This window comes from Streptomyces sp. NPDC008086, from assembly GCF_042957325.1.
Taxonomy (GTDB): Bacteria; Actinomycetota; Actinomycetes; order Streptomycetales; family Streptomycetaceae; genus Streptomyces.
Genome location: NZ_JBIBIA010000009.1, coordinates 298,446 through 319,400, shown reverse-complemented (window position 1 = coordinate 319,400; position 20,955 = coordinate 298,446). Strand labels below are relative to the sequence as shown.

Sequence of the window (20,955 nt, the reverse complement as noted above, 5' to 3'; positions counted from 1 at the left end):
CGTCAAGGACAGGCTCTACTGGGCGCCGGGACGCACCAGCCCGCTCTCGTACGCGTACACCGCGGCCTGCACCCGGTCCCGCAACCCCAGCTTCGTCAGCACATGCCCCACATGGGTCTTCACCGTGGTCTCGCTGACGAACAGGTCCGCGGCGATCTCCGCGTTCGACAGCCCCCGCGCCACCAGCTTCAGCACCTCCACCTCACGATCGGTGAGCGTGTGCAGCGTGTCCGGAACCGGCTCGTCACCCGACGGCAGATGCGTCGCGTACTTGTCCAGCAGCCGACGCGTGATGCTCGGCGCGAGCATCGCCTCCCCGGCCGCGACCACACGGATCGCCTGCACCAGCTCATTGGCCGGGGCGTCCTTCAGCAGAAACCCGCTGGCCCCCGCCTTCAACGCCTCCACCACGTACTCGTCGAGATCGAACGTCGTCAGCACCAGCACCTTCGCCGGGCCGTCCCGCCCGGGCCCGGTGATCTGCCGGGTCGCCTCGACCCCGTCCATCCGAGGCATACGGATGTCCATCAGAACCACGTCGGGCTGCAGAGCCCGCACCTGGTCGAGAGCCTGAAGGCCGTCGCCGGCCTCGCCCACGACCGCGATGTCCTGCTCCGCCTCCAGAATCATCCGGAAGCCGGTACGCAGCAGCGGCTGGTCGTCGACCAGTAGGACGCGGATGGCCACGTAAGTCTCCTTCGCTAGTCCGGCCCCATTCTGCCCTGCGGGCCACCCCCGGATTCGCCCGCCCTGACCGGCAACGGATAGGGCGGGGGAGTGCCGCCGAATTCCGGGCAGTGCGCCTGGTGATCGCACCAGCCGCACAGCTTCGTCGGCCGCGGCCGCCACACCCCCGTCTCCGTCGCCTCCCGGATCGCCTCCCACAGCGCCAGCAGCTTGCGCTCGACCCGCTCCAGATCGGCGAGCACGGGGTCGTACGTCAACACGTCACCACTGCCGAGATAGACGAGCTGGAGCCGGCGCGGGACCACCCGCTTCAGCCGCCACACGACGAGCGCGTAGAACTTCATCTGGAACAGCGCACCCTCGGAGTACTCGGGCCGGGGCGCCTTGCCGGTCTTGTAGTCGACGATCCGCACCTCACCCGTCGGCGCCACGTCGACCCGGTCGATGATGCCGCGCAACCGCAGCCCCGAATCCAGCTCGGCCTCGACGAACAGCTCACGCTCGGCGGGCTCCAGCCGGGTCGGATCCTCCAGCCCGAACCACCGCTCGACAAGCCGCTCCGCCTCACCCAGCCACGCCGCCAGCCGCTCGCCCTCCGGATCGTCCGCGAACAGCTCCACGACCTCCGGCCGGCTCTCCCGCAGCCGGTCCCACTGCCCCGGAATCAGCGCCTTCGCACGCGGCGCCGTCCGCTCGGCCGCCGGGGCGTCGAAGAGCCGCTCCAGCACCGCGTGCACCAACGTGCCCTTCGTCGCCGCCGCACTCGGCTTCTCCGGCAGCCGGTCGATCACCCGGAACCGGTACAGCAGCGGACACTGCATGAAGTCACTCGCACGCGAGGGAGACAACGAGGCCGGCGGTATGACACGGACGACAGCGGCCCCCTCACCCGCACCGTCCGCACCCGCCACAATCGCGCCCGCGTCCGCCACTGCCGTGTCGGCCTCCACCACTGCCGCGTCCGCACCCGCCCCGACCGCAGCCACCGCCGTACCGTCCGCCCCCGCCGGGGACACGTCCGCGACCGACCCGATCGCGGACGCGCCGTCACCGCCGCAGTCCGCCGCGGCACCCTCCGTGCTCGTCTCCATGCCCACAGACCTTACGGCCCGCCACTGACAGTGACCCAGCTGCGGCCGTTACGGCCGGGACAGCGGGGGAAACAGAGAGGGGTGCCGGGGCGGAACACGCCGCGACGGCCGCATACCATCGACCCAGACCCATCCGCCCGGCAGGCGCGGACGACGCTTCGAACGAGGGGACACCGTGGACGAGAGCGGCGGGAGCGGGCAGCCGCGGTCCGGCACCGACGAGTCGACCGAGCGCCGATCGACCGAGCGCCGAACAGACCGTACGGCCCCGGCCACCGACCCCGCACGCCCCGACCCGACCCCGACCGCCGAACCGTCCCCGGACACCCGGCCCTCGGACACCGACCGGGACGACCCCGAGCACACGTCCCCCCGGCCCTCGCCGGCGGCCGAGGCCGACCCCCAGGACGAGCCCTCACAGCCCCAGGACGGGGACACCGCGGCCCAGCCGAGCCCCGGCGACGACACCGCTCCCGGCCCCACCACACCGCCGCCGACCGAGCCCCGGCCGCAACAGCCCCCCACCACGCCCTACCCCCACCACACCCCCGACCCCGACACCCACGACCGCACCCTCGCCCACTCCGGCACCACAAAGACGCAGCCGCCCCAGCGCCCCAAGGAACCCCGAGGCGGCCTCCTCATGGGACGCCCCTTTGGCGTCCCCGTGTACGTCGCCCCCAGCTGGTTCCTCGTCGCCGCCCTCATCACCTGGGTGTTCGGCGGACAGCTCGACCGCGTCCTGCCCGAGCTCGGCGCCGCCCGCTACCTCGTCTCCCTCTTCTTCGCCGTCGCCTTCTACGCCTCCGTCCTCGTCCACGAACTGGCGCACACCGTCGCCGCACTCCGCTTCAAGCTCCCCGTGCGCCGCATCCAGCTCCAGTTCTTCGGCGGAGTCTCCGAAATCGAGAAGGAAGCCGAGACACCCGGCCGCGAATTCGTCCTCGCCTTCGTCGGACCCCTGCTCTCCCTCGTCCTCGCCGGCGTCTTCTACGCCGCCATGCAGCCCGTCGAACGCGGCACCGTCCCCGGCGTCCTCCTGGCCGGCCTGATGATCTCCAACCTCATCGTCGCCGCCTTCAACCTGCTCCCCGGGCTCCCCCTCGACGGCGGCCGCATGCTCCGCGCCGTCGTCTGGAAGATCACCGGCAAACCCATGACCGGCACCATCGCCGCCGCCTGGGTCGGCCGCGCCCTCGCCGTCTCCGTCCTCATCGGCCTGCCCTGGCTCACCCAGTCCGGCGCCCTCGGCTCCGACGCCGTCGACAACGTCGGCATGGACACGGTCATGGACGCCCTGCTCGCCGCCATCCTCGCCGCGATCATCTGGACCGGCGCCGGCAACAGCCTGCGCATGGCCCGCCTGCGCGAACACCTCCCCGAACTGCGCGCCCGCACCCTCACCCGCCGCGCCGTCCCCGTCGAAACGGACACCCCCCTCTCCGAAGCCCTGCGCCGCGCCAACACCGCCGGAGCCCGCGCCCTCGTCGTCGTCGACGCCGACGGCAACCCCCTCTCCCTCGTCCGCGAGGCCGCCATCGTCGGCGTACCCGAACACCGCCGCCCCTGGGTCCCCGTCAGCGGCCTCGCCCAGGACCTCACCGACGGCATGCGCGTCTCCGCCGAACTCGCCGGAGAAGACCTCCTGGAAGCCCTCAGAGCCGCCCCCGCCACCGAATACCTGGTCGTCGAGGAAACCGGCGAGATCTACGGCGTCCTGTCCGCCGCCGACGTCGAGCGCGCCTTCGTCAAAGCCATGGCACGGCCCGCCTGAGCCCCCCGCCCCCTCCGTGGCCAAGCCCCCCGCAGGAAACCGGTAGGCTGTTCACATGTCCGAACCGACCGGTGCCGCCCGCAGGCGCGGGCCCTTCAAGGTCGGGGACCAGGTTCAGCTGACCGACCCCAAGGGCCGCCACTACACGTTCACGCTCGAAGCCGGGAAGAACTTCCACACCCACAAGGGTTCCTTCCCGCACGACGAACTGATCGGCGCACCCGAGGGCAGCGTTGTCCGCACCACCGGTAACGTCGCCTACCTCGCGCTGCGCCCCCTGCTCCCCGACTACGTCCTGTCCATGCCCCGCGGGGCAGCAGTCGTCTACCCGAAGGACGCGGGGCAGATCCTCGCCTTCGCCGACATCTTCCCCGGCGCACGCGTCGTCGAGGCCGGCGTCGGCTCCGGCTCGCTCAGCAGCTTCCTGCTGCGCGCCATCGGCGACCAGGGCATGCTGCACTCCTACGAGCGCCGCGAGGACTTCGCCGACATCGCCAAGCAGAACGTCGAGCGCTACTTCGGCGGCCCCCACCCCGCCTGGCAGCTCACCGTCGGCGACCTCCAGGACAACCTGAGCGACACCGAGGTCGACCGCGTCATCCTCGACATGCTCGCCCCCTGGGAATGCCTGGAGGCCGTCTCCAAGGCCCTCGTCCCCGGCGGCATCCTCTGCTGCTACGTCGCCACCACCACCCAGCTCGCCCGGACCGTCGAGTCCATCCGCGAGATCGGCTCCTTCAACGAGCCGACCGCCTGGGAGTCGATGATCCGCAACTGGCACATCGAAGGCCTGGCCGTCCGCCCGGACCACCGGATGATCGGCCACACCGGCTTCCTCCTCACCGCCCGCCGCCTCGCCGACGGAGTCGAACCGCCCATGCGCCGCCGACGCCCCGCCAAGGGCGCCTACGGCGAGGACTACGAAGGCCCCAACGCCGCCGGCGGCTCCGGCCGCTGACCCAGCCCCACACCGCCGACAACGCACAAGCGCTGTGGCCGAGTTCCCCGAACACCATCCGGAACTCGACCACAGCGCCTTTCTGTTCACCTCCGACGCCGACAACCCGCAAATCAGAACGTCGCACAACACCCCGCACGCCCCCCGCGCAACCCCGACCACCGCACACCGGCACCCAAACTCCACACCCCGCCGTTCCCCCGCACTGTGACGTGTGGCACCATGCTGGCCACCCCCACCGGCACAGCCCTCACAGGAGACGCTCCTAGTGCAGCAACCCGCCGTCCCGGAACTGGCACACACCCACACCCGCCCCATCCACTGGCTCGCCACCGCCACAGCGGTCGCCGGCGTCGTGGCCCTGTCCTCGGTCCTCCAACCCAACTCGGCCACGGCCGCCCAGAGCGCCGCCGGCCCCGAGACCGGACACGCCCCCGCCGCCCTCGCACCCCCCGACCCGGCCGACGTCGACCTCCCCCTCGAATGCGGGCCCGTGAAGGCGATCGTGGTGAAGAAGGCCACCGGAGACCTCGACGGCGACGGCAACCCCGAAACCGTGGCCGTCGTGCACTGCGACGCCCCCATGGGCACCCCACCCGACGGCCTCTACGTCCTCACCCGAGCCACCGGGACGGCCACACCCCGCATCGTCGCCACCCTCGTCGACCCCAAGGACAGCACCACCGTCAGCGACATCACCGTCCGCGACGGAGCCGTCATCGCCGACCTGCTCAGCTACTCCTCCGACGACGTGCCCCGCTGCTGCCCCGACCTCAAGAACACCGCGAAATGGCAGTGGAAGAACGGCACGTTCGCCCGCTCGACACCCGCCGGAGCACACAGCGTCTGACCCACGCCACCAACACGTGTGAGAAATCAGACAGTCGTAACACCCCGTACTCGCAACGTCACTCCGCGTCCGGACCGAACACCTCGACCTTGTCCGAAACGCGACGCACATGGATGCACTCGCCCGGACACTCCTTCGCCGAATCCACCACATCCGTGAGAAGCGGCAACGGCACGGGCGTTGTCGCCCCCTCCACCTGCAACAGCTCGTCGTCGGCGCCCTTCACATACGCCAGACCATCGATGTCCAGCTCGAACACCTCAGGCGCGTACTGCGCGCAGATACCGTCACCGGTACACAGAGCCTGGTCGATCCAGACCTCCAGTGCCACGCCATCGACCCCGGCCGCCTGCTCCACGCTCATCTCTCCTGCCATCCGCTTACGTCGAGCCGAACGGGAATCCGGCCAGCTCTGACGGGTGTTGAACGCTTCGAGCCTACCCGCGGCGGCTTTCCAATCATGTTCGGTGGGTATTCCCCTGGCGTGAGGGAGAGCGCAAGGGTGAAGATCGGACACACCCCGACAGTCTTTGTGATCTAGGGGTTTCAATCGACACCCACCCAGGTAGGGTCTGGAAGCGTCCAGCTCCCCTTGGAGGAGGTGAGGACCGTGGCAGCCCACGACGACGACATGAACCGCGGCATCCGCCCGGGACGAGGGTCCGACGACCCGGCCGGGCAGATCGCCTACCTTGAGCAGGAGATCGCCGTCCTGCGACGCAAGCTCGCCGACTCTCCGCGGCACACGAGGATTCTCGAAGAGCGGATCGTCGAGCTGCAGACCAATCTGGCCGGCGTCTCCGCACAGAACGAGCGACTCGCCAACACGCTCCGTGAGGCCCGCGACCAGATCGTGGCCCTCAAGGAAGAAGTCGACCGGCTCGCACAGCCACCGGCCGGCTTCGGTGTCTTCCTGCAAGCCAACGAGGACGGCACCGCCGACATCTTCACCGGAGGACGCAAACTCCGCGTGAACGTCAGCCCGAGCGTCGAACTCGACGACCTCAGGCGCGGCCAGGAACTGATGCTCAACGAAGCACTCAACGTGGTCGAAGCCATGGAGTACGAGAGCGTCGGCGACATCGTCACCCTCAAGGAGATCCTCGAGGACGGCGAGCGGGCCTTGGTGGTGGGGCACACCGACGAGGAACGGGTGGTACGGCTCGCCGAGCCGCTGCTGGACGTCACCATCCGACCCGGCGACGCCCTCCTGCTCGAACCCCGCTCCGGCTACGTCTACGAGGTCGTCCCCAAGAGCGAGGTCGAAGAACTCGTCCTCGAAGAGGTCCCCGACATCGGCTACGAGCAGATCGGCGGACTCGGCGGCCAGATCGAAATGATCCGCGACGCCGTCGAGCTCCCCTACCTCTACCCCGACCTGTTCAAGGAGCACGAACTGCGCCCACCCAAGGGCGTCCTGCTCTACGGACCCCCCGGATGCGGCAAGACACTCATCGCCAAGGCCGTCGCCAACTCGCTGGCCAAAAAGGTCGCCGAAGTCACCGGCCAGGCCCAGGGCAAGAGCTTCTTCCTCAACATCAAGGGCCCCGAGCTCCTCAACAAATACGTCGGCGAGACCGAACGACAGATCCGCCTCGTTTTCCAGCGCGCACGGGAGAAGGCCAGCGAAGGCACCCCCGTGATCGTCTTCTTCGACGAGATGGAATCCCTCTTCCGCACCCGCGGCTCCGGCGTCAGCTCCGACGTGGAAAACACCATCGTCCCGCAGCTCCTCGCCGAGATCGACGGCGTCGAAGGCCTGCAGAACGTGGTCGTCATCGGCGCCTCCAACCGCGAGGACATGATCGACCCCGCCATCCTGCGCCCCGGCCGCCTGGACGTGAAGATCAAAATCGAACGTCCGGACGCCGAAGCCGCCAAGGACATCTTCGGCAAGTACCTCACAGAACGCCTCCCCCTGCACTCCGAAGACCTCGGAGAACACGGAGGCAGCAAGGCGACCACGGTCCAGAGCATGATCCAGACCGCCGTCGAGCAGATGTACGCCGAATCCGAGGAAAACCGCTTCCTGGAAGTCACCTACGCCAACGGCGACAAGGAAGTCCTCTACTTCAAGGACTTCAACTCCGGCGCCATGATCGAAAACATCGTCGGCCGCGCCAAGAAAATGGCGATCAAGGACTTCCTCGAACACAACCAGAAGGGCCTCCGCGTCTCCCACCTCCTCCAGGCCTGCGTGGACGAGTTCAAGGAGAACGAAGACCTCCCCAACACCACCAACCCCGACGACTGGGCCCGCATCTCCGGAAAGAAGGGCGAACGGATCGTATACATCCGCACCCTCATCACCGGAAAGCAGGGCGCGGACACCGGACGCTCCATCGACACGGTGGCAAACACCGGACAGTACCTGTAAAACACAGGGCGGCTGCGGGTGCCCCCACCGGGTACCCGCAGCCCACTGTTTTTCCGGCCAATCCGGCACCAACGCGAGCAACGCAATGACGCAAATGATCTCCCCACCAGCGCAAAGGCGTTCTAGGCTCTTCCATACCGCCGAGTCGCGCAGTGCGGGGACGGGCACCGCACACGCACCGGAGCGCCAGCGGTACTTGAGCGCCGCCCCCGACCGAGGGCGCCGCCGGGCAAGGAGGGCCGCATGACCGTACGGCGAGTAATGGGCATCGAGACGGAGTACGGGATCTCCGTCCCCGGCCACCCCAACGCCAATGCCATGCTCACCTCATCCCAGATCGTCAACGCCTACGCGGCGGCGATGCACCGGGCCCGACGAGCCCGCTGGGACTTCGAGGAGGAGAACCCGCTGCGCGACGCGCGAGGCTTCGACCTCGCCCGCGAGGCCGCCGACTCCAGCCAGCTCACCGACGAGGACATCGGCCTCGCCAACGTCATCCTCACCAACGGAGCACGCCTCTACGTCGACCACGCGCACCCCGAATACAGCGCCCCCGAGGTCACCAACCCCCGGGACGCCGTCCTCTGGGACAAGGCCGGCGAACGCATCATGGCCGAAGCCGCCGAACGCGCCGCCCAGCTCCCCGGCGCCCAGCCCATCCACCTCTACAAGAACAACACCGACAACAAGGGCGCCTCCTACGGCACGCACGAGAACTACCTGATGAAGCGGGAAACCCCCTTCTCCGACATCGTGCGCCACCTCACCCCCTTCTTCGTCTCCCGCCAGGTCGTCACCGGCGCAGGCCGCGTCGGAATCGGCCAGGACGGCCACGAACACGGCTTCCAGCTCAGCCAGCGAGCCGACTACTTCGAGGTCGAAGTAGGCCTCGAGACGACCCTCAAGCGCCCGATCATCAACACCCGCGACGAACCCCACGCCGACGCGGAGAAATACCGCCGCCTCCACGTGATCATCGGCGACGCCAACCTCTCCGAGATCTCGACCTACCTGAAACTGGGCACGACAGCCCTCGTCCTCTCCATGATCGAAGACGGCTTCATCGCCGTCGACCTCGCCGTCGACCAGCCCGTCCGCACTCTCCACCAGGTCTCCCACGACCCATCACTCCAACGGCTCATCACACTCCGCAGCGGCCGCACACTCACCGCCGTCCAGCTCCAAATGGAGTACTTCGAGCTGTCCCGCAAATACGTGGAAGAGCGCTTCGGCGCCGACGCGGACGAGCAGACCAAGGACGTCCTGTCCCGCTGGGAAGACACCTTGAACCGCCTGGAGCGGGACCCCATGAGCCTCGCCGGCGAACTCGACTGGGTCGCCAAACGCGAACTCATGGAAGGCTACCGACGCCGCGACGACCTCGACTGGGACGCCGCCAAGCTCCACCTCCTAGATCTCCAGTACGCCGACGTACGCCCCGAAAAGGGCCTCTACAACCGCCTCGCCGCCCGAGGCCGCATGAAGCGCCTCATGGCCGACGACGCCGTCGAGCGAGCCAAGACCGCACCCCCGGAGGACACCCGCGCCTACTTCCGCGGCCGCTGCCTCGAGCAGTACGCCGACGACGTGGCCGCCGCCTCCTGGGACTCGGTCATCTTCGACCTCCCCGGCCGCGACTCCCTCCAACGCGTTCCAACCCTCGAACCCCTTCGCGGAACGCGAAATCACGTCAAGGAGCTCCTGGACCGCTGTCGCACAGCGGAAGACCTGGTCAGGGTCCTGTCAGGCGGCTGAGAGGTACACGGACCACACCGACCGGACGTCGGCCGAACAGGGTGGAAAACCCGGCGTCCGGGAATCATCGAGATGGCCCCCGTACGTTGCCGAAACTGCGGGGCCGATGTCAGACCCGGCTTGTAGGGTCTGATCATCACCGATCGGCAGGAAAGCCGACCTGCCGACCATGTCGGGCGAACTGAGCGGGGTGAGGGATATGGCAACCAAGGACACCGGCGGCGGACAGCAGAAGGCCACGCGCTCTACCGAGGAGGTCGAGGAGCAGGCTGCGGAGACGCAGGCTTCTGAGGACCTCAAGGAGCGGCAGGAGAAGCTGAGCGACGACGTCGACTCGGTTCTGGACGAGATTGACGATGTCCTAGAGGAGAACGCAGAGGACTTCGTTCGAAGTTTCGTTCAGAAAGGCGGCGAGTAGCCTTCGAATCGAAGGCTGCGGGGGATTCTTCAGGTGGCAATCGAAGAGGGTGTGAAGCGCTGTTCGCGGTGCAAGGAACACAAGCCGCGAGCAGCGTTCGCCAAGAACAAGTCGATGCGTGACGGCCTGCAGGCCTACTGCCGGGAGTGCGCGGCCGCGTACCACCAACAGAGGCAGGTGGCCAAGGGACGTAACGTCCGGCCCAGGGTAGATGTGCCCGAAGGGCACAAGTACTGCCGCACCTGCGGCGAGATCAAGCCGCACAGCGAGTGGACGCGGAACCGCAGCGCCTCGGACGGCCTGGCGACCCTCTGCAAGTCATGTAAGGCGGTGAAGGGGCGCGCAGGGCATCTGAAGCGCCACTACGGCCTCACCGAGGCCGAGCGTGACGACATGGTTGCCTCCCAGATGGGGCTCTGTGTGATCTGTCTGAAGGCTCCGGCCGTCCATGTGGATCACTGCCACAAGACGGGTAGGGTCCGTGGCGTACTGTGCTTCAACTGCAATTCGGCCATCGGCAAGTTGGGAGACGATCCCGACGCCGTCCGCCGGGCCGCCGCTTACTTGGAAGGAATCGCGTGGAAGCCAACACTCGTAGCACCGGGCGTCTACCAGCTGCCTTCCTGACGCCTGGGTCGTCCTCGTTCATGGACTTTCTCTCGGAGCACCAGCCGGAGATGCTGCCCGGTAACCGTCAACTCCCGCCGACGCAGGGTGTGATCGAGGCGCCGCACGGCACGACGATCGTGGCGGTGACGTTCCCGGGTGGTGTCGTCCTCGCTGGTGACCGGCGGGCGACGATGGGGAATGTGATCGCGCAGCGGGACATCGAGAAGGTGTTCCCGGCGGACGAGTACTCGGCGGTGGGTATCGCGGGTACGGCCGGTCTGGCGGTCGAGATGGTGAAGTTGTTCCAGTTGGAGCTGGAGCACTTCGAGAAGGTCGAGGGTGCGCAGCTGTCCCTCGAGGGCAAGGCGAACCGCCTGTCGACCATGATCCGGTCGAATCTGGGGATGGCGATGCAGGGGCTGGCCGTCGTTCCGCTGTTCGCGGGGTATGACGTGGACCGGGGCAAGGGGCGGATCTTCTCCTACGACGTGACGGGTGGTCGTTCGGAGGAGCAGGGTTACGCCGCGACCGGTTCTGGTTCGATCTTCGCGCGTGGTGCGATGAAGAAGCTCTTCCGTGCCGATCTCACCGAGGCCGAGGCCACGACGCTCGTGGTGCAGGCCCTGTATGACGCGGCTGACGACGACTCGGCGACCGGTGGTCCCGATGTCGCCCGCCGGATCTATCCGATCGTCACGGTGATCACCGAGGATGGTTTCCGCCGGCTCGGCGACGAGGAGTCGTCCGAGATCGCTCGTTCCATTCTGGAGCGGCGTCTGGAGCAGCCTGACGGCCCGCGGGCCGCGCTGCTGTAGCGGCGGGGTTCGGTCTTTTCTAGGTGATCCTGTGACTTCGACAGAAAGGGACGGATAACCGGTGTCGACGCCGTTCTATGTCTCCCCCCAGCAGGCGATGGCCGACCGGGCGGAGTACGCCCGTAAGGGCATCGCGCGTGGTCGCAGCCTGGTTGTGCTGCAGTATGCCGATGGCATCGTGTTCGTCGGTGAGAACCCGTCCCGTGCGTTGCACAAGTTCAGTGAGATCTATGACCGGATCGGTTTTGCGGCCGCCGGTAAGTACAACGAGTACGAGAATCTGCGGATCGGTGGGGTGCGGTATGCCGATCTGCGTGGTTACACCTATGACCGTGATGATGTGACGGCTCGTGGTCTGGCGAATGTGTATGCGCAGACGCTGGGCACGATCTTCTCCTCGGCGGCGGAGAAGCCGTATGAGGTGGAGCTGGTTGTCGCGGAGGTGGGTGAGACGCCTGAGGGTGACCAGATCTATCGGTTGCCGCATGACGGGTCGATCGTGGATGAGCACGGTTCGGTCGCGGTCGGTGGTAATGCCGAGCTGATCAGTAATTTCCTTGATCAGCGGCATCAGGACGGTATGAGTCTGGCCGAGGCGCTGAAGCTGGCTGTGCAGGCGTTGTCGCGTGAGACGAACGGTACGCAGCGGGAGATTCCCGCGGAGCGGCTCGAGGTCGCGGTGTTGGACCGTACGCGTCCGCAGTCGCGGAAGTTCAAGCGCATCGTGGGTCGTCAGCTGGCGCGGCTGCTGGAGGCCAATGGTGCGTCCACTGAGGCCGAGAGTGCGGAGAACGGAGAGGACTCGGAGGAGTCGGACAGCTCCGAGGAGTAGTCCCCAGCCTGTTTCGTGTACGCCTGTGCCCCGGCCGGATCGCTCGGTCGGGGCACAGGCGTGCTTCTGGGCTGTCCTAGGGCGTGCTGGGCGGCGCTGTGGAGCCTCGGACGACGAGCTGGACGGGAATGTCGCCCTCTTGTGGTTGGCGGCCTTCCAGGACGGCCAGGAGGGCTTGCATGCCGCGTTCTCCGAAGAGTTCGGCGTCGAGTCGGACAGTGGTGAGTTCGGGGTCGATGGCGGTGGCGAGGGCGAGGTCGTCGAGGCCGGTGACGGAGAGGTCGTCGGGGATGCGCAGGCCGAGGCGGCGGGCGGCTTTGTAGGCGCCGGCGGCGAGTTTGTCGTCGTCGCAGATGATGGCGGTGGGGCGGGGGCCGGGGGCGGAGAGTGCGGTTTCGGCGGCGGTGCGGGCGTCGTCGATGGAAATGGGTGCGGGGGCGGTGATCAGGGAGGTGCCGGGGACTGCTGCGAGTCGTGCGGCGAGTTCGTGGGCGCGTACTTCGAAGGTCCAGGAGGCGATGTCGGCGGCTAGGTGGAGGAAGCGGCGGTGGCCGAGGTGCAGGAGGTGGTCGGTGACCTGGCGGATGCCGTCGGTGATGTCGAGGTTGACGGTGGTGGCGCCGTGGCTGCCTGTGGGGTCGCTGTCGAGCATGACGAGGGGGAGTTGGTCGCCGCGGATGGCGGTGAGGGCGTCGGCGGCCATGGAGGAGGCGATGACGCCGTCGAGGGCTGCTTGGGCGGAGGCGAAGGGGTCGCGGGCGGGGCCGATGCCTTCGGGGGAGGGGTAGAGGACGACGCCGAAGCCGTGTTGTGCGGCGATGCGGGCGGCGCCGGTGTAGACGCCGGCGAAGAATTCGGTGGTGAGGGCGGGGACGACGAGCAGGACGGTGCGTGTGTGGCCGAGGCGGAGGTTGCGGGCGGCGAGGTTGGGGCGGTAGCCGAGTTCGCGGGCGGCCTGGCGGACGCGTTCGGCGGTGGTTTCGGAGACGCGGCCGCGCCATTTGTCGCCGAGTACGAGGGATACCGCGGCCTGGGAGACGCCTGCTGCCTGGGCCACGTCTCGGCTGGTGGGGCGGGTGCTGCCGGGTGCCACCGTCCGCCTGCTCCTTCGTCTGGACTCGTGAACAGCGCACATGGTACGTATGACGGAGGACGTTATACGTAAAACTTATGCGGAGGGCGGCGCGGCTGATGACCGGCGCATACCTGGAGGTTCTCAGGGCGAGGCATGCCGCCCGGCTGCTCGTCGGCACGCTGGTGGGCAGGTTGCCGAACGCGGTGGCGGCGCTGGCGATCGTGCTGTTCGTGCGCGCGGAGGGCGGTTCGTACAGCCTGGCCGGGGGTCTGGCGGCGGTGTACGGGGTCGCCAACGCGGTGGGGCAGCCGGTGCTGGGGCGGCTGGTGGATCTGTACGGGCAGCCGCGGGTGCAGTTGCCGGCGGCGGTGGCCTCGGCGGTGGCGATGGCCGGGTTCGCGTTCGTGGGTACGGGGTCGCTGCCGCTGGCGTATGCGGCTGTGGCGGCCTCGGGGCTGTTCACGCCGCCGCTGGAGGGTGGTCTGCGGGCGTTGTGGTCGTCGGTTCTCCACAAGGAGGGCCAGGTGCACACGGCGTATGCGATGGACGCGGTGGCGCAGGAGGTCATGTTCACGATCGGCCCGTTGCTGCTGACGCTGTGTGCGTCGCTGTGGTCGGCGCAGGCGGCGCTGCTGGTGCTGAACGTGATCGGGGTTCTGGGTGCGCTGTCGGTGGTGGTGTCGCCGCCGTCGCGTGCGTGGCGCTCGGAGCCGCGTGAGGCGCACTGGCTGGGGGCGCTGCGCTCGTCGGGGCTGCTGGCGTTGCTGGCCGCGTTCCTGTTCATCGGGATGGCGCTGGGGTCGATCGCGGTGGCGGCGGTGTCGTACGCGGACGACAACGGCGGTGACGTGGTGTACGGCTGGCTGATGGCGGGCGTGGGGCTGGGTGCGCTGGTCGGTGGTGTGGTGTACGGGGCTCGGCAGTGGGCCGGTGAGCCGGCGCGGCGACTGCGGTTCCTGGTGGCGCTTCTGGCGGTGTGTTATCTGCCGTTGATGCTGATGCCGGGTGTGGTGGCGATGACGTTGCTGGCGGTGGTGGCGGGTGTGTTCCTGGCGCCGTGTATCGCTTGTGCGTTCGTGCTGGTGGACCGGCACGCGCCGCGGGGGACGGTGACGGAGGCGTTCTCGTGGCTGGTGACGACGTTCACGGTGGGCGCGTCGGTGGGAACGGGCCTGGCGGGGCCGGTCGTCGAGGCGGGCGGGGCCCTGTGGGGTTTCGCCGTACCGGGTGCGGCGGGAGCGGTGTCGTTGCTGGTCCTGCTGGCCACGGGGCGGGTCCTCGCAGCTCCCGCCAGGGGTGCGGTGGTTGCGGCTTCATCGGAAAATGATCCAAACCGTGCTGTCGAACCCCGTTTCAGCTCGGGGGATCGGGCGTAATGTTCAGTCATGGACCGCCGCATTTTCGGGCTGGAGAACGAGTACGGCGTCACGTGCACGTTCAGGGGACAGCGCCGCCTGTCGCCTGACGAGGTGGCGCGGTACCTCTTCCGCCGTGTCGTGTCATGGGGCCGTAGCAGCAATGTCTTTCTGCGGAACGGCGCCCGCCTCTATCTCGACGTGGGTTCGCATCCGGAATACGCGACACCGGAATGCGACAACGTGACCGAACTGGTCACCCACGACAAAGCGGGCGAGCGCATTCTCGAAGGACTCCTGGTGGACGCGGAACGACGCCTGCACGAGGAGGGAATCGCGGGCGACGTCTACCTCTTCAAGAACAACACCGACTCGGCGGGCAACTCGTACGGGTGCCATGAGAACTATCTGGTGGCACGCCATGGCGAGTTCTCCCGGCTCGCGGACATTCTCATTCCGTTCCTGGTCACCCGGCAGTTGCTGTGCGGCGCCGGGAAGGTGCTCCAGACGCCGCGTGGTGCGGTGTACTGCGTCAGTCAGCGGGCGGAGCACATCTGGGAGGGCGTCTCGTCGGCGACGACGCGTTCCCGGCCGATCATCAACACGCGTGACGAGCCGCACGCGGACGCCGAGCGTTACCGTCGTCTGCATGTGATCGTGGGCGACTCGAACATGTCCGAGACGACCATGCTGCTGAAGGTCGGTGCGACCGATCTGGTGCTGCGCATGATCGAGGCGGGCACGGTGATGCGGGATCTGACCCTGGAGAACCCGATCCGGGCGATCCGGGAGGTCAGTCATGACATCACCGGGCGTCGCAAGGTGCGCCTGGCCAGTGGCCGGGAGGCCTCGGCGCTGGAGGTGCAGCGCGAGTACTACGAGAAGGCCGTGGACTTCTGTGAGCGCCGCGGTATTCGTACGGGCACGGTCGAGCAGGTGCTGGAGCTGTGGGGCCGCACGCTGGACGCGATCGAGGCGGAGGACCTCGACCGGATCGGTACCGAGATCGACTGGGTCATGAAGTACAAGCTGATCGAGCGGTACCGGGCCAAGCACAACATGACCATGTCGCATCCGCGGGTCGCGCAGATAGACCTCGCGTACCACGACATCCACCGTCGTCGGGGTCTGTACTACCTGCTGGAGAAGAAGGGGCAAGCCGCCCGTATCTGCAACGACTTGAAGATCTTCGAGGGCAAGTCGGTTCCGCCGCAGACCACTCGGGCCCGGCTGCGCGGTGATTTCATCCGCAGGGCTCAGGAACAGCGTCGGGACTTCACCGTCGACTGGGTTCATCTCAAGCTCAACGACCAGGCGCAGCGCACGGTCTTGTGCAAGGACCCGTTCCGTTCTGTGGACGACCGGGTGGAGAAACTCATCGCCGGTATGTGAGCGTCGGGTTCCGGCAGGTTTTCCGGAACGCAACGCGGGCGCCGTACGTTTCCCGTACGGCGCCCTTCTCACGCCGTAGAGTTGCGCGCACGCCATCCACAAGATCGACCGATTACGAGGCTCTCACCGTGCGCCGACGCTCACTTCTCATCGCCGTACCCGCAGGAATGGTCACGCTCGCCGCATGCGGCGATGACAAGGACGACAAGGCGAGTGACAGTGCGTCGCCCTCGACTCCGGCGACGTCGGCGGTCCCGTCGCCGAAGATCGTGGACGGCCCGTTGCCGGCGATCACGGCGGGTACGAAGTTCGGGGAGAAGCCGACGGTCGCCAAGGGCAGCGGTGATCCGTCGAAGGACCTGGCGGTGAAGACGGTCATCGCGGGCAACGGCAAGACGATGGCGGAGAACGACTTCGTCGTGGCGAACTATCTCGGGCAGATCTGGTCCACCGGCAAGTCCTTCGACAACTCCTACGACAAGAAGAAGCCGCTGCTCATCCAGCTCGCCGAGGGCAGCGTCATCGCCGGATGGCGGTACGGTCTGGCGGGGCGCAAGGCGGGCAGCCGCGTTCAGATGGCGATCCCGCCGACCTGGGGTTACGGCCCGCAGGGCAACCCGGACGCGGGGATCAAGGGCACCGACACGCTGGTCTTCGTCATCGACGTCCAGGAGGCGTTCAACGCCAAGAGTTCGGCGAAGGGCGAGGCCGTCGCCCAGGACGACGTCGATCTGCCGAAGGTGGGCACGAACACCGACGGCAAGGCGCCCTCTCTGACCGTTCCCAAGACGGACGCGCCGAAGAAGCTGGTGACGGCCTATGTCCTGGAGGGCGACGGTGCCGAGGTGAAGGCGGAGCAGGCCGTCCTGTGCCAGTTCAAGGGCGTGGTCTGGGACAGCGGCAAGGAGTTCGAGTCGAGCTACCGGCAGGGACAGCTGAGCCAGTTCGCGCTGCCCCAGATGGAGCAGGTCGTGAAGGGCCTGGCGCAGGGTTTGGTCGGGAAGAAGGTGGGCAGCCGGGTGCTGGTCGTCGTACCTCCGGACCTGGCCTACGGGGACACCCCGCCGAGTGGCGGTGTCATCAAGAAGGGCTCCACGCTGGTCTTCTCGGTCGACATCCTGGCGGCGATGTAGGCGGGCCCGGATGTAAGACTGTGCTGTTGCCTTTCCACCACAAGCAGGAGCGTAAGACGTGAGCATCGACAAGCCCGAGATCGACTTCCCGGGCGGCGAGCCCCCGGCGGACCTCGAGATCAAGGACATCTGGGAGGGCGACGGCGCGGTTGCGCAGGCGGGCCAGACCGTCACCGTGCACTACGTGGGTGTCGCCTTCAGCACGGGCGAGGAGTTCGACGCCAGCTGGAACCGCGGTACGCCGTTCCGTTTCCCGCTGGGTGGCGGCCGTGTCATCAAGGGCTGGGACCAGGGCGTGCAGGGCATGAAGGTCGGTGGCCGCCGTCAGCTGACCATCCCGGCCCACCTCGCCTACGGCAACCAGAGCCCGACCCCGGCGATCAAGCCCGGTGAGACCCTGATCTTCGTGGTCGACCTGCTCGGCGTCTGATCGTCGTCCGGTCGTCGTGTCCGACGGTCGCCTCCGATCGGCGCACGGCTGATCGGCGTACGACCGGACCCGACCGCGTGGGGCCCATGCCTGTCCGGGCATGGGCCCTCGGCTTTTGCCAGGCCACCGCGGAGCGGTACGGTCATCGTCCGTAAGCACCATAGGGAAGGCGAAGGGCGTCGATGGCCATTGCCAAGGCCGAGCGGCTCATGAACCTGGCGCTGTGTCTGCTCGGGACGCGGCGGCCGCTGAGCAAGCGCGAGCTGCGTGAGTCCATCGAGGCCTACCTGGAGGCCGGCTCCGACGACTCCTTCAACCGGATGTTCGAGCGGGACAAGGACGATCTGCGCGAGCTCGGCCTGGTCATCGAGACCGTGGAGAACCTGGACGGCGAGGTCGGCTATCTGGCCCGCCGCGACAGCAACCGCCTGCCGCCGATCACGCTGGACGCCGAGGAGGCCGCCGCGCTGGGGCTGGCCGCGAAGGTGTGGCAGCAGGTCCGGCTCGCGGGCGCGGCGAGCGGCGCACTGCAGAAGCTGCGCGCCGCCGGACTGCCCGAGGACGTCGACCCGTACGAGGCGCACAGCGCGCTGGAGCCCCGGATCCCGGTGCACGAGGCCGCGTTCGAGCCGCTGATGCTGGCCTGCCGCGACCGCCGTCCCGTCCTCTTCGACTACCGCAAGGCCACCGCCGCCCGCCCCGAGCCCCGGCATGTCGAGCCGTGGGCGCTGGAGTGCTGGCGCGGCCACTGGTATCTGGCGGGCTGGGACCGGGACCGCGGTGCCGAGCGGGTGTTCCGGCTGTCCCGGATCACGGGCAAGGTGCGTTCGCGGGGCGCCCGGTTCACCGCGCCGGTCCCCGATGTCGTCACCGTGCGGGAGACCGTGGCGAGCTGGGCGGGGGAGACCGCCGACCGCTCCGCGCTGATCCGGCTGCGCACGGACGCCGGATACCCCCTTCGGGCGAGGGCGACGGCGGTGCGGGAACTCGGGGACGGCTGGGACGAGTTGGAGATTCCGTACGGCCACGGGCTGGACGCGTGGCTGGTGGAGTTCGGGCCGGATGTGGTGGTCCTGGAGCCCGCGGAGCTGCGGGCCGACGTGGTGGACCGGCTGCGTGCCGTGGCCAAGGGCTGAGGGGGAGCGGAGCGACACAGTGGCAGGCAAACCGGTTCGGACCGTCAATGCCATCGACCAGACCCGGCGGATGCTCTCCCTGGTGACGTATCTGAGGGAGCGTCCCGGTGCCCGCGTCGAGGATGTCGCGCGCGCTTTCGGTATCTCCGAGGACGAGCTGGTCTCGGACCTCGACGTGCTGCCCATGTGCGGCACCAGCTTCCGCGGCGGCGACCTCCTCGACATCGACACCGACGGCGAGCGCATCTGGTGGCACAACCCGGCCGCCCTTGCGGCGGAGGCGGCCGAGCCGCTGCGGCTCGCCGCCGACGAGGCGACCGCGCTGCTGGTGGCCGCCCGGGCCGTGGCCACGTTGCCCGGGCTGCGTGAGAGCGACCGGCAGGCGCTGTTGCGGGCGACCGCAAAGGTGGAGACGGCGGCCGGGGAGGCGGCCGGGGCCAGCTCGCGGCTGTCGGTGACGTTCGAGGCCGAGGGCGGTGTCTTCGCCGACGTCGACCGGGCGATCTCCGAGCGGCGCCGGCTGTGGATCCGCTACTACTCGCCCGCGCGTGACGAGGTCACCGAGCGGGAGATCGACCCGATCCGCCTGGTCAGCGTCGGCCACACCTACGTCGAGGCCTGGTGCCGGCGCTCCGAGGCGCGCCGCACCTTCCGGCTGGACCGGGTCGCCGAGATCAAGATCCTGGACGAGCCGTCCGCGCCGCCCGAGATCGAGCTGCGGGACCTGTCGGAAGGGCTGGTGCAGCCCGCCGCCGAGGATCCCGAGGTCGTCGTCGAGGTCGGGCCGGGCGGCCGCTGGGTCGCCGAGTACTACCCGCACGACAGTGCCGATGAGCTGGCGGACGGCGGGCTGCGTATCACTCTGCGCACGCCCGACCCCGCGTCGCTGCGTCGGCTGGCGCTCAGACTCGGACGCGACGGCCGTATCGTCTCGCCGCCCGAGCTCGCCGACAGCGCCCGGCAGGCGGCCCGCGAGGCGCTCGCGGCGTACGACGGGGTCGAGGCGCAAGGCGCTCACGGGGCGCGTTCGGTGCCGGACGGGCAGTAGCACGGGCCTGGTGGGACAGGCGGCTCGGCAGGCAGTGGGACAAGCGGTGCGACAGGCGGGAGCAGGACTTTGAGCGAGTCGGCGACGTCCGGGGTGCGGGAGATGACGGTGGCGTCCGCGTTCGCCGGGATGAGAAGTGTCTCCCCGGTGGTGTTCAAGGCGGGCTGCCCGGACTGCCGGGGCCGTTTCGAGCTCACCGCGGGCGCCCTTCGACTCGCCATCGGCGCGAGCAGCCGTACGACGTTCTACTCCTTCACCTGCCCCGAGTGCGGCGCGTCGGTCCGCAAGCCGGCGGGGGAGCGGATCGTCGAGCTGCTGACGGGCGGCGGGGTCAGCACCCTGCGGCTGCACTCCACGCTGTAGGACGGTCCAGGACCGTCTAGGCTCGGCGTCATGTTCTGGCCGATGTTCGCGGTAGCTGTGGGTTTTCTGGGTCTCGTGGTGCTCGGTGTGCTCGCCGTGCGGGTCTTCCTGGAGGCCCAGCGCCTCGGCCGACAGGTCACCGACTCCGCGCGACGTATCAGCAGGGCGGCCGAGGATCTGGAACGGGCGACCGCGAGCGCGGCCCGGGCGGTGGACTCGCTGTAGTTCGCTCAAGGATTCGGTGTGAGAGCTGGGTCGCGTGCGTTTTGGGCCACTTCGCCCTGTCAACTTGCCGCCCTCGGCAGGTACGCTGCGGATTGCGGCCCGAGAGCGAGGCGCGGGTCCGCGGACTGGGAGTATGCACAGGGATTGTCCCGCGTTCACCCCTGAGCGTTACGATCCCTGGCAGCACGGTGGTCGGATGAATGTCCGACCTGCCGGGTAATCGGACCATGTCGCCTCGGTGAAGAAGGTATACAGCTATGGGTAGGCTCGGCCCCACCGAGATCATTCTGATCCTCGTCGTCATCATCCTGCTGTTCGGCGCCAAGAAGCTCCCGGACATGGCCCGTTCCCTCGGCAAGTCGGCCCGCATCCTCAAGAGCGAGGCCAAGGCGATGAAGGACGACGACAAGTCCGCCGCCCCCGCCGACCCGCCGAACAACACCGGCGACCAGCAGCCCCCCGCCCAGCGCATCATCCAGGCCGCCCCCGGCGACGCGACGAACGCTCGCCCGGTCAACGAGCCGACGGACACCACGAAGCGCTGACGCAGGGCCGGTGACCGCCGGCCCGCCGCACGAGATGGGAACGTGGGTTGCTGAAGTCTGCCCGCAAGAAGGAGAAGGATCCCGAGG

The 20,955-nt window shown here is 68.4% G+C and carries 22 protein-coding genes; 18 read left to right on the top strand and 4 right to left on the bottom strand.

What is annotated here, in order from left to right; genetic code table 11:
- Positions 1–15: 15 nt before the first annotated feature.
- Both ACFZBP_RS31445 and ACFZBP_RS31440 read right to left on the bottom strand, forming a co-directional pair.
- On the bottom strand, positions 16–687 hold the full coding sequence (locus tag ACFZBP_RS31445; RefSeq protein WP_062722719.1) for a response regulator transcription factor: 672 nt from the start codon (positions 685–687) through the stop codon (positions 16–18).
- 14 nt (positions 688–701) lie between these two features.
- Positions 702–1,778, bottom strand: a complete 1,077-nt coding sequence (locus tag ACFZBP_RS31440; RefSeq protein WP_391417947.1) for a PD-(D/E)XK nuclease family protein — start codon at positions 1,776–1,778, stop codon at positions 702–704.
- Between the two features lie 175 nt (positions 1,779–1,953).
- Here ACFZBP_RS31440 and ACFZBP_RS31435 point away from each other — a divergent pair, with 175 nt between their 5' ends.
- From ACFZBP_RS31435 to ACFZBP_RS31425, 3 genes are all read left to right on the top strand, one after another.
- Entirely contained in the window at positions 1,954–3,552 is a 1,599-nt protein-coding gene (locus ACFZBP_RS31435) for a site-2 protease family protein (protein WP_391417945.1), read from the top strand.
- Positions 3,553–3,607: 55 nt separating this feature from the next.
- Entirely contained in the window at positions 3,608–4,510 is a 903-nt protein-coding gene (locus ACFZBP_RS31430) for a tRNA (adenine-N1)-methyltransferase (protein ID WP_383450042.1), read from the top strand.
- A gap of 268 nt (positions 4,511–4,778) precedes the next feature.
- Positions 4,779–5,360 carry a hypothetical protein gene (locus tag ACFZBP_RS31425; protein ID WP_391417943.1) on the top strand — a complete coding sequence of 194 codons (582 nt, stop codon included), beginning with the start codon at positions 4,779–4,781 and terminating at the stop codon, positions 5,358–5,360.
- 58 nt (positions 5,361–5,418) lie between these two features.
- On the opposite strand, the gene ACFZBP_RS31420 is transcribed toward ACFZBP_RS31425, so the two are convergent.
- Entirely contained in the window at positions 5,419–5,724 is a 306-nt protein-coding gene (locus tag ACFZBP_RS31420; RefSeq protein WP_383450044.1) for a ferredoxin, read from the bottom strand.
- Positions 5,725–5,970: 246 nt separating this feature from the next.
- On the opposite strand from ACFZBP_RS31420, the gene arc reads away from it, so the two are divergent.
- The 6 genes from arc (at position 5,971) to prcA (ending at position 12,166) form a co-directional block, all read left to right on the top strand.
- The gene (arc, locus tag ACFZBP_RS31415) at positions 5,971–7,737 is read left to right on the top strand and encodes a proteasome ATPase (protein ID WP_383450045.1); all 1,767 of its coding nucleotides are present in this window, start codon (positions 5,971–5,973) and stop codon (positions 7,735–7,737) included.
- 243 nt (positions 7,738–7,980) lie between these two features.
- Positions 7,981–9,492, top strand: a complete 1,512-nt coding sequence (dop, locus tag ACFZBP_RS31410; RefSeq protein WP_383450046.1) for a depupylase/deamidase Dop — start codon at positions 7,981–7,983, stop codon at positions 9,490–9,492.
- Between the two features lie 199 nt (positions 9,493–9,691).
- Positions 9,692–9,910, top strand: a complete 219-nt coding sequence (locus tag ACFZBP_RS31405; RefSeq protein ID WP_030955201.1) for a ubiquitin-like protein Pup — start codon at positions 9,692–9,694, stop codon at positions 9,908–9,910.
- A gap of 33 nt (positions 9,911–9,943) precedes the next feature.
- Entirely contained in the window at positions 9,944–10,537 is a 594-nt protein-coding gene (locus ACFZBP_RS31400; protein ID WP_383450047.1) for an endonuclease VII domain-containing protein, read from the top strand.
- Positions 10,489–11,334, top strand: a complete 846-nt coding sequence (gene prcB / locus ACFZBP_RS31395) for a proteasome subunit beta (protein ID WP_383450048.1) — start codon at positions 10,489–10,491, stop codon at positions 11,332–11,334. Before ACFZBP_RS31400 ends, prcB begins: the two co-directional genes overlap by 49 nt.
- A 61-nt stretch (positions 11,335–11,395) precedes the next feature.
- Positions 11,396–12,166 (top strand): proteasome subunit alpha, encoded by a 771-nt coding sequence (gene prcA / locus ACFZBP_RS31390; RefSeq protein WP_391417938.1) that lies wholly within the window; start codon positions 11,396–11,398, stop codon positions 12,164–12,166.
- Between the two features lie 76 nt (positions 12,167–12,242).
- Here prcA and ACFZBP_RS31385 read toward each other — a convergent pair whose 3' ends face one another.
- Positions 12,243–13,259 carry a LacI family DNA-binding transcriptional regulator gene (locus ACFZBP_RS31385; protein ID WP_383450050.1) on the bottom strand — a complete coding sequence of 339 codons (1,017 nt, stop codon included), beginning with the start codon at positions 13,257–13,259 and terminating at the stop codon, positions 12,243–12,245.
- 98 nt (positions 13,260–13,357) lie between these two features.
- On the opposite strand from ACFZBP_RS31385, the gene ACFZBP_RS31380 reads away from it, so the two are divergent.
- The 9 genes from ACFZBP_RS31380 (at position 13,358) to tatA (ending at position 20,868) form a co-directional block, all read left to right on the top strand.
- Positions 13,358–14,617 carry an MFS transporter gene (locus ACFZBP_RS31380; protein ID WP_391417936.1) on the top strand — a complete coding sequence of 420 codons (1,260 nt, stop codon included), beginning with the start codon at positions 13,358–13,360 and terminating at the stop codon, positions 14,615–14,617.
- Between the two features lie 9 nt (positions 14,618–14,626).
- The gene (pafA, locus tag ACFZBP_RS31375; protein WP_028801611.1) at positions 14,627–15,988 is read left to right on the top strand and encodes a Pup--protein ligase; all 1,362 of its coding nucleotides are present in this window, start codon (positions 14,627–14,629) and stop codon (positions 15,986–15,988) included.
- A gap of 128 nt (positions 15,989–16,116) precedes the next feature.
- A complete protein-coding gene (locus ACFZBP_RS31370) occupies positions 16,117–17,121 on the top strand; it encodes an FKBP-type peptidyl-prolyl cis-trans isomerase (RefSeq protein WP_383450052.1) in 1,005 nt (334 codons plus the stop codon).
- A gap of 58 nt (positions 17,122–17,179) precedes the next feature.
- Positions 17,180–17,551 carry an FKBP-type peptidyl-prolyl cis-trans isomerase gene (locus tag ACFZBP_RS31365; RefSeq protein WP_030053355.1) on the top strand — a complete coding sequence of 124 codons (372 nt, stop codon included), beginning with the start codon at positions 17,180–17,182 and terminating at the stop codon, positions 17,549–17,551.
- 182 nt (positions 17,552–17,733) lie between these two features.
- Entirely contained in the window at positions 17,734–18,687 is a 954-nt protein-coding gene (locus tag ACFZBP_RS31360) for a helix-turn-helix transcriptional regulator (protein WP_383450054.1), read from the top strand.
- A 19-nt stretch (positions 18,688–18,706) separates the two neighbouring features.
- A complete protein-coding gene (locus ACFZBP_RS31355) occupies positions 18,707–19,735 on the top strand; it encodes a helix-turn-helix transcriptional regulator (protein WP_383450055.1) in 1,029 nt (342 codons plus the stop codon).
- A gap of 69 nt (positions 19,736–19,804) precedes the next feature.
- Positions 19,805–20,098: a hypothetical protein gene (locus ACFZBP_RS31350; protein WP_383450056.1), complete on the top strand. Its 294-nt coding sequence runs from the start codon at positions 19,805–19,807 to the stop codon at positions 20,096–20,098.
- Positions 20,099–20,128: 30 nt separating this feature from the next.
- Complete coding sequence (locus ACFZBP_RS31345) at positions 20,129–20,323, top strand: hypothetical protein (protein WP_030053360.1); 195 nt, start codon at positions 20,129–20,131, stop codon at positions 20,321–20,323.
- 257 nt (positions 20,324–20,580) lie between these two features.
- Positions 20,581–20,868, top strand: a complete 288-nt coding sequence (gene tatA, locus ACFZBP_RS31340; RefSeq protein ID WP_062722703.1) for a Sec-independent protein translocase subunit TatA — start codon at positions 20,581–20,583, stop codon at positions 20,866–20,868.
- Positions 20,869–20,955 lie beyond the last annotated feature (87 nt).

What these genes read in the sequence shown, in the direction of transcription:
- ACFZBP_RS31405 (WP_030955201.1), top strand. Translation starts at nt 9,692, where the DNA reads ATGGCAACCAAGGACACCGGCGGCGGACAGCAGAAGGCCACGCGCTCT.
- ACFZBP_RS31380 (WP_391417936.1), top strand. Translation starts at nt 13,358, where the DNA reads ATGACCGGCGCATACCTGGAGGTTCTCAGGGCGAGGCATGCCGCCCGG.
- tatA (WP_062722703.1), top strand. Translation starts at nt 20,581, where the DNA reads ATGGGTAGGCTCGGCCCCACCGAGATCATTCTGATCCTCGTCGTCATC.
- pafA (WP_028801611.1), top strand. Translation starts at nt 14,627, where the DNA reads ATGGACCGCCGCATTTTCGGGCTGGAGAACGAGTACGGCGTCACGTGC.
- ACFZBP_RS31420 (WP_383450044.1), bottom strand. Translation starts at nt 5,724, where the DNA reads ATGAGCGTGGAGCAGGCGGCCGGGGTCGATGGCGTGGCACTGGAGGTC.
- dop (WP_383450046.1), top strand. Translation starts at nt 7,981, where the DNA reads ATGACCGTACGGCGAGTAATGGGCATCGAGACGGAGTACGGGATCTCC.
- ACFZBP_RS31430 (WP_383450042.1), top strand. Translation starts at nt 3,608, where the DNA reads ATGTCCGAACCGACCGGTGCCGCCCGCAGGCGCGGGCCCTTCAAGGTC.
- ACFZBP_RS31440 (WP_391417947.1), bottom strand. Translation starts at nt 1,778, where the DNA reads ATGGAGACGAGCACGGAGGGTGCCGCGGCGGACTGCGGCGGTGACGGC.
- ACFZBP_RS31345 (WP_030053360.1), top strand. Translation starts at nt 20,129, where the DNA reads ATGTTCTGGCCGATGTTCGCGGTAGCTGTGGGTTTTCTGGGTCTCGTG.
- ACFZBP_RS31360 (WP_383450054.1), top strand. Translation starts at nt 17,734, where the DNA reads ATGGCCATTGCCAAGGCCGAGCGGCTCATGAACCTGGCGCTGTGTCTG.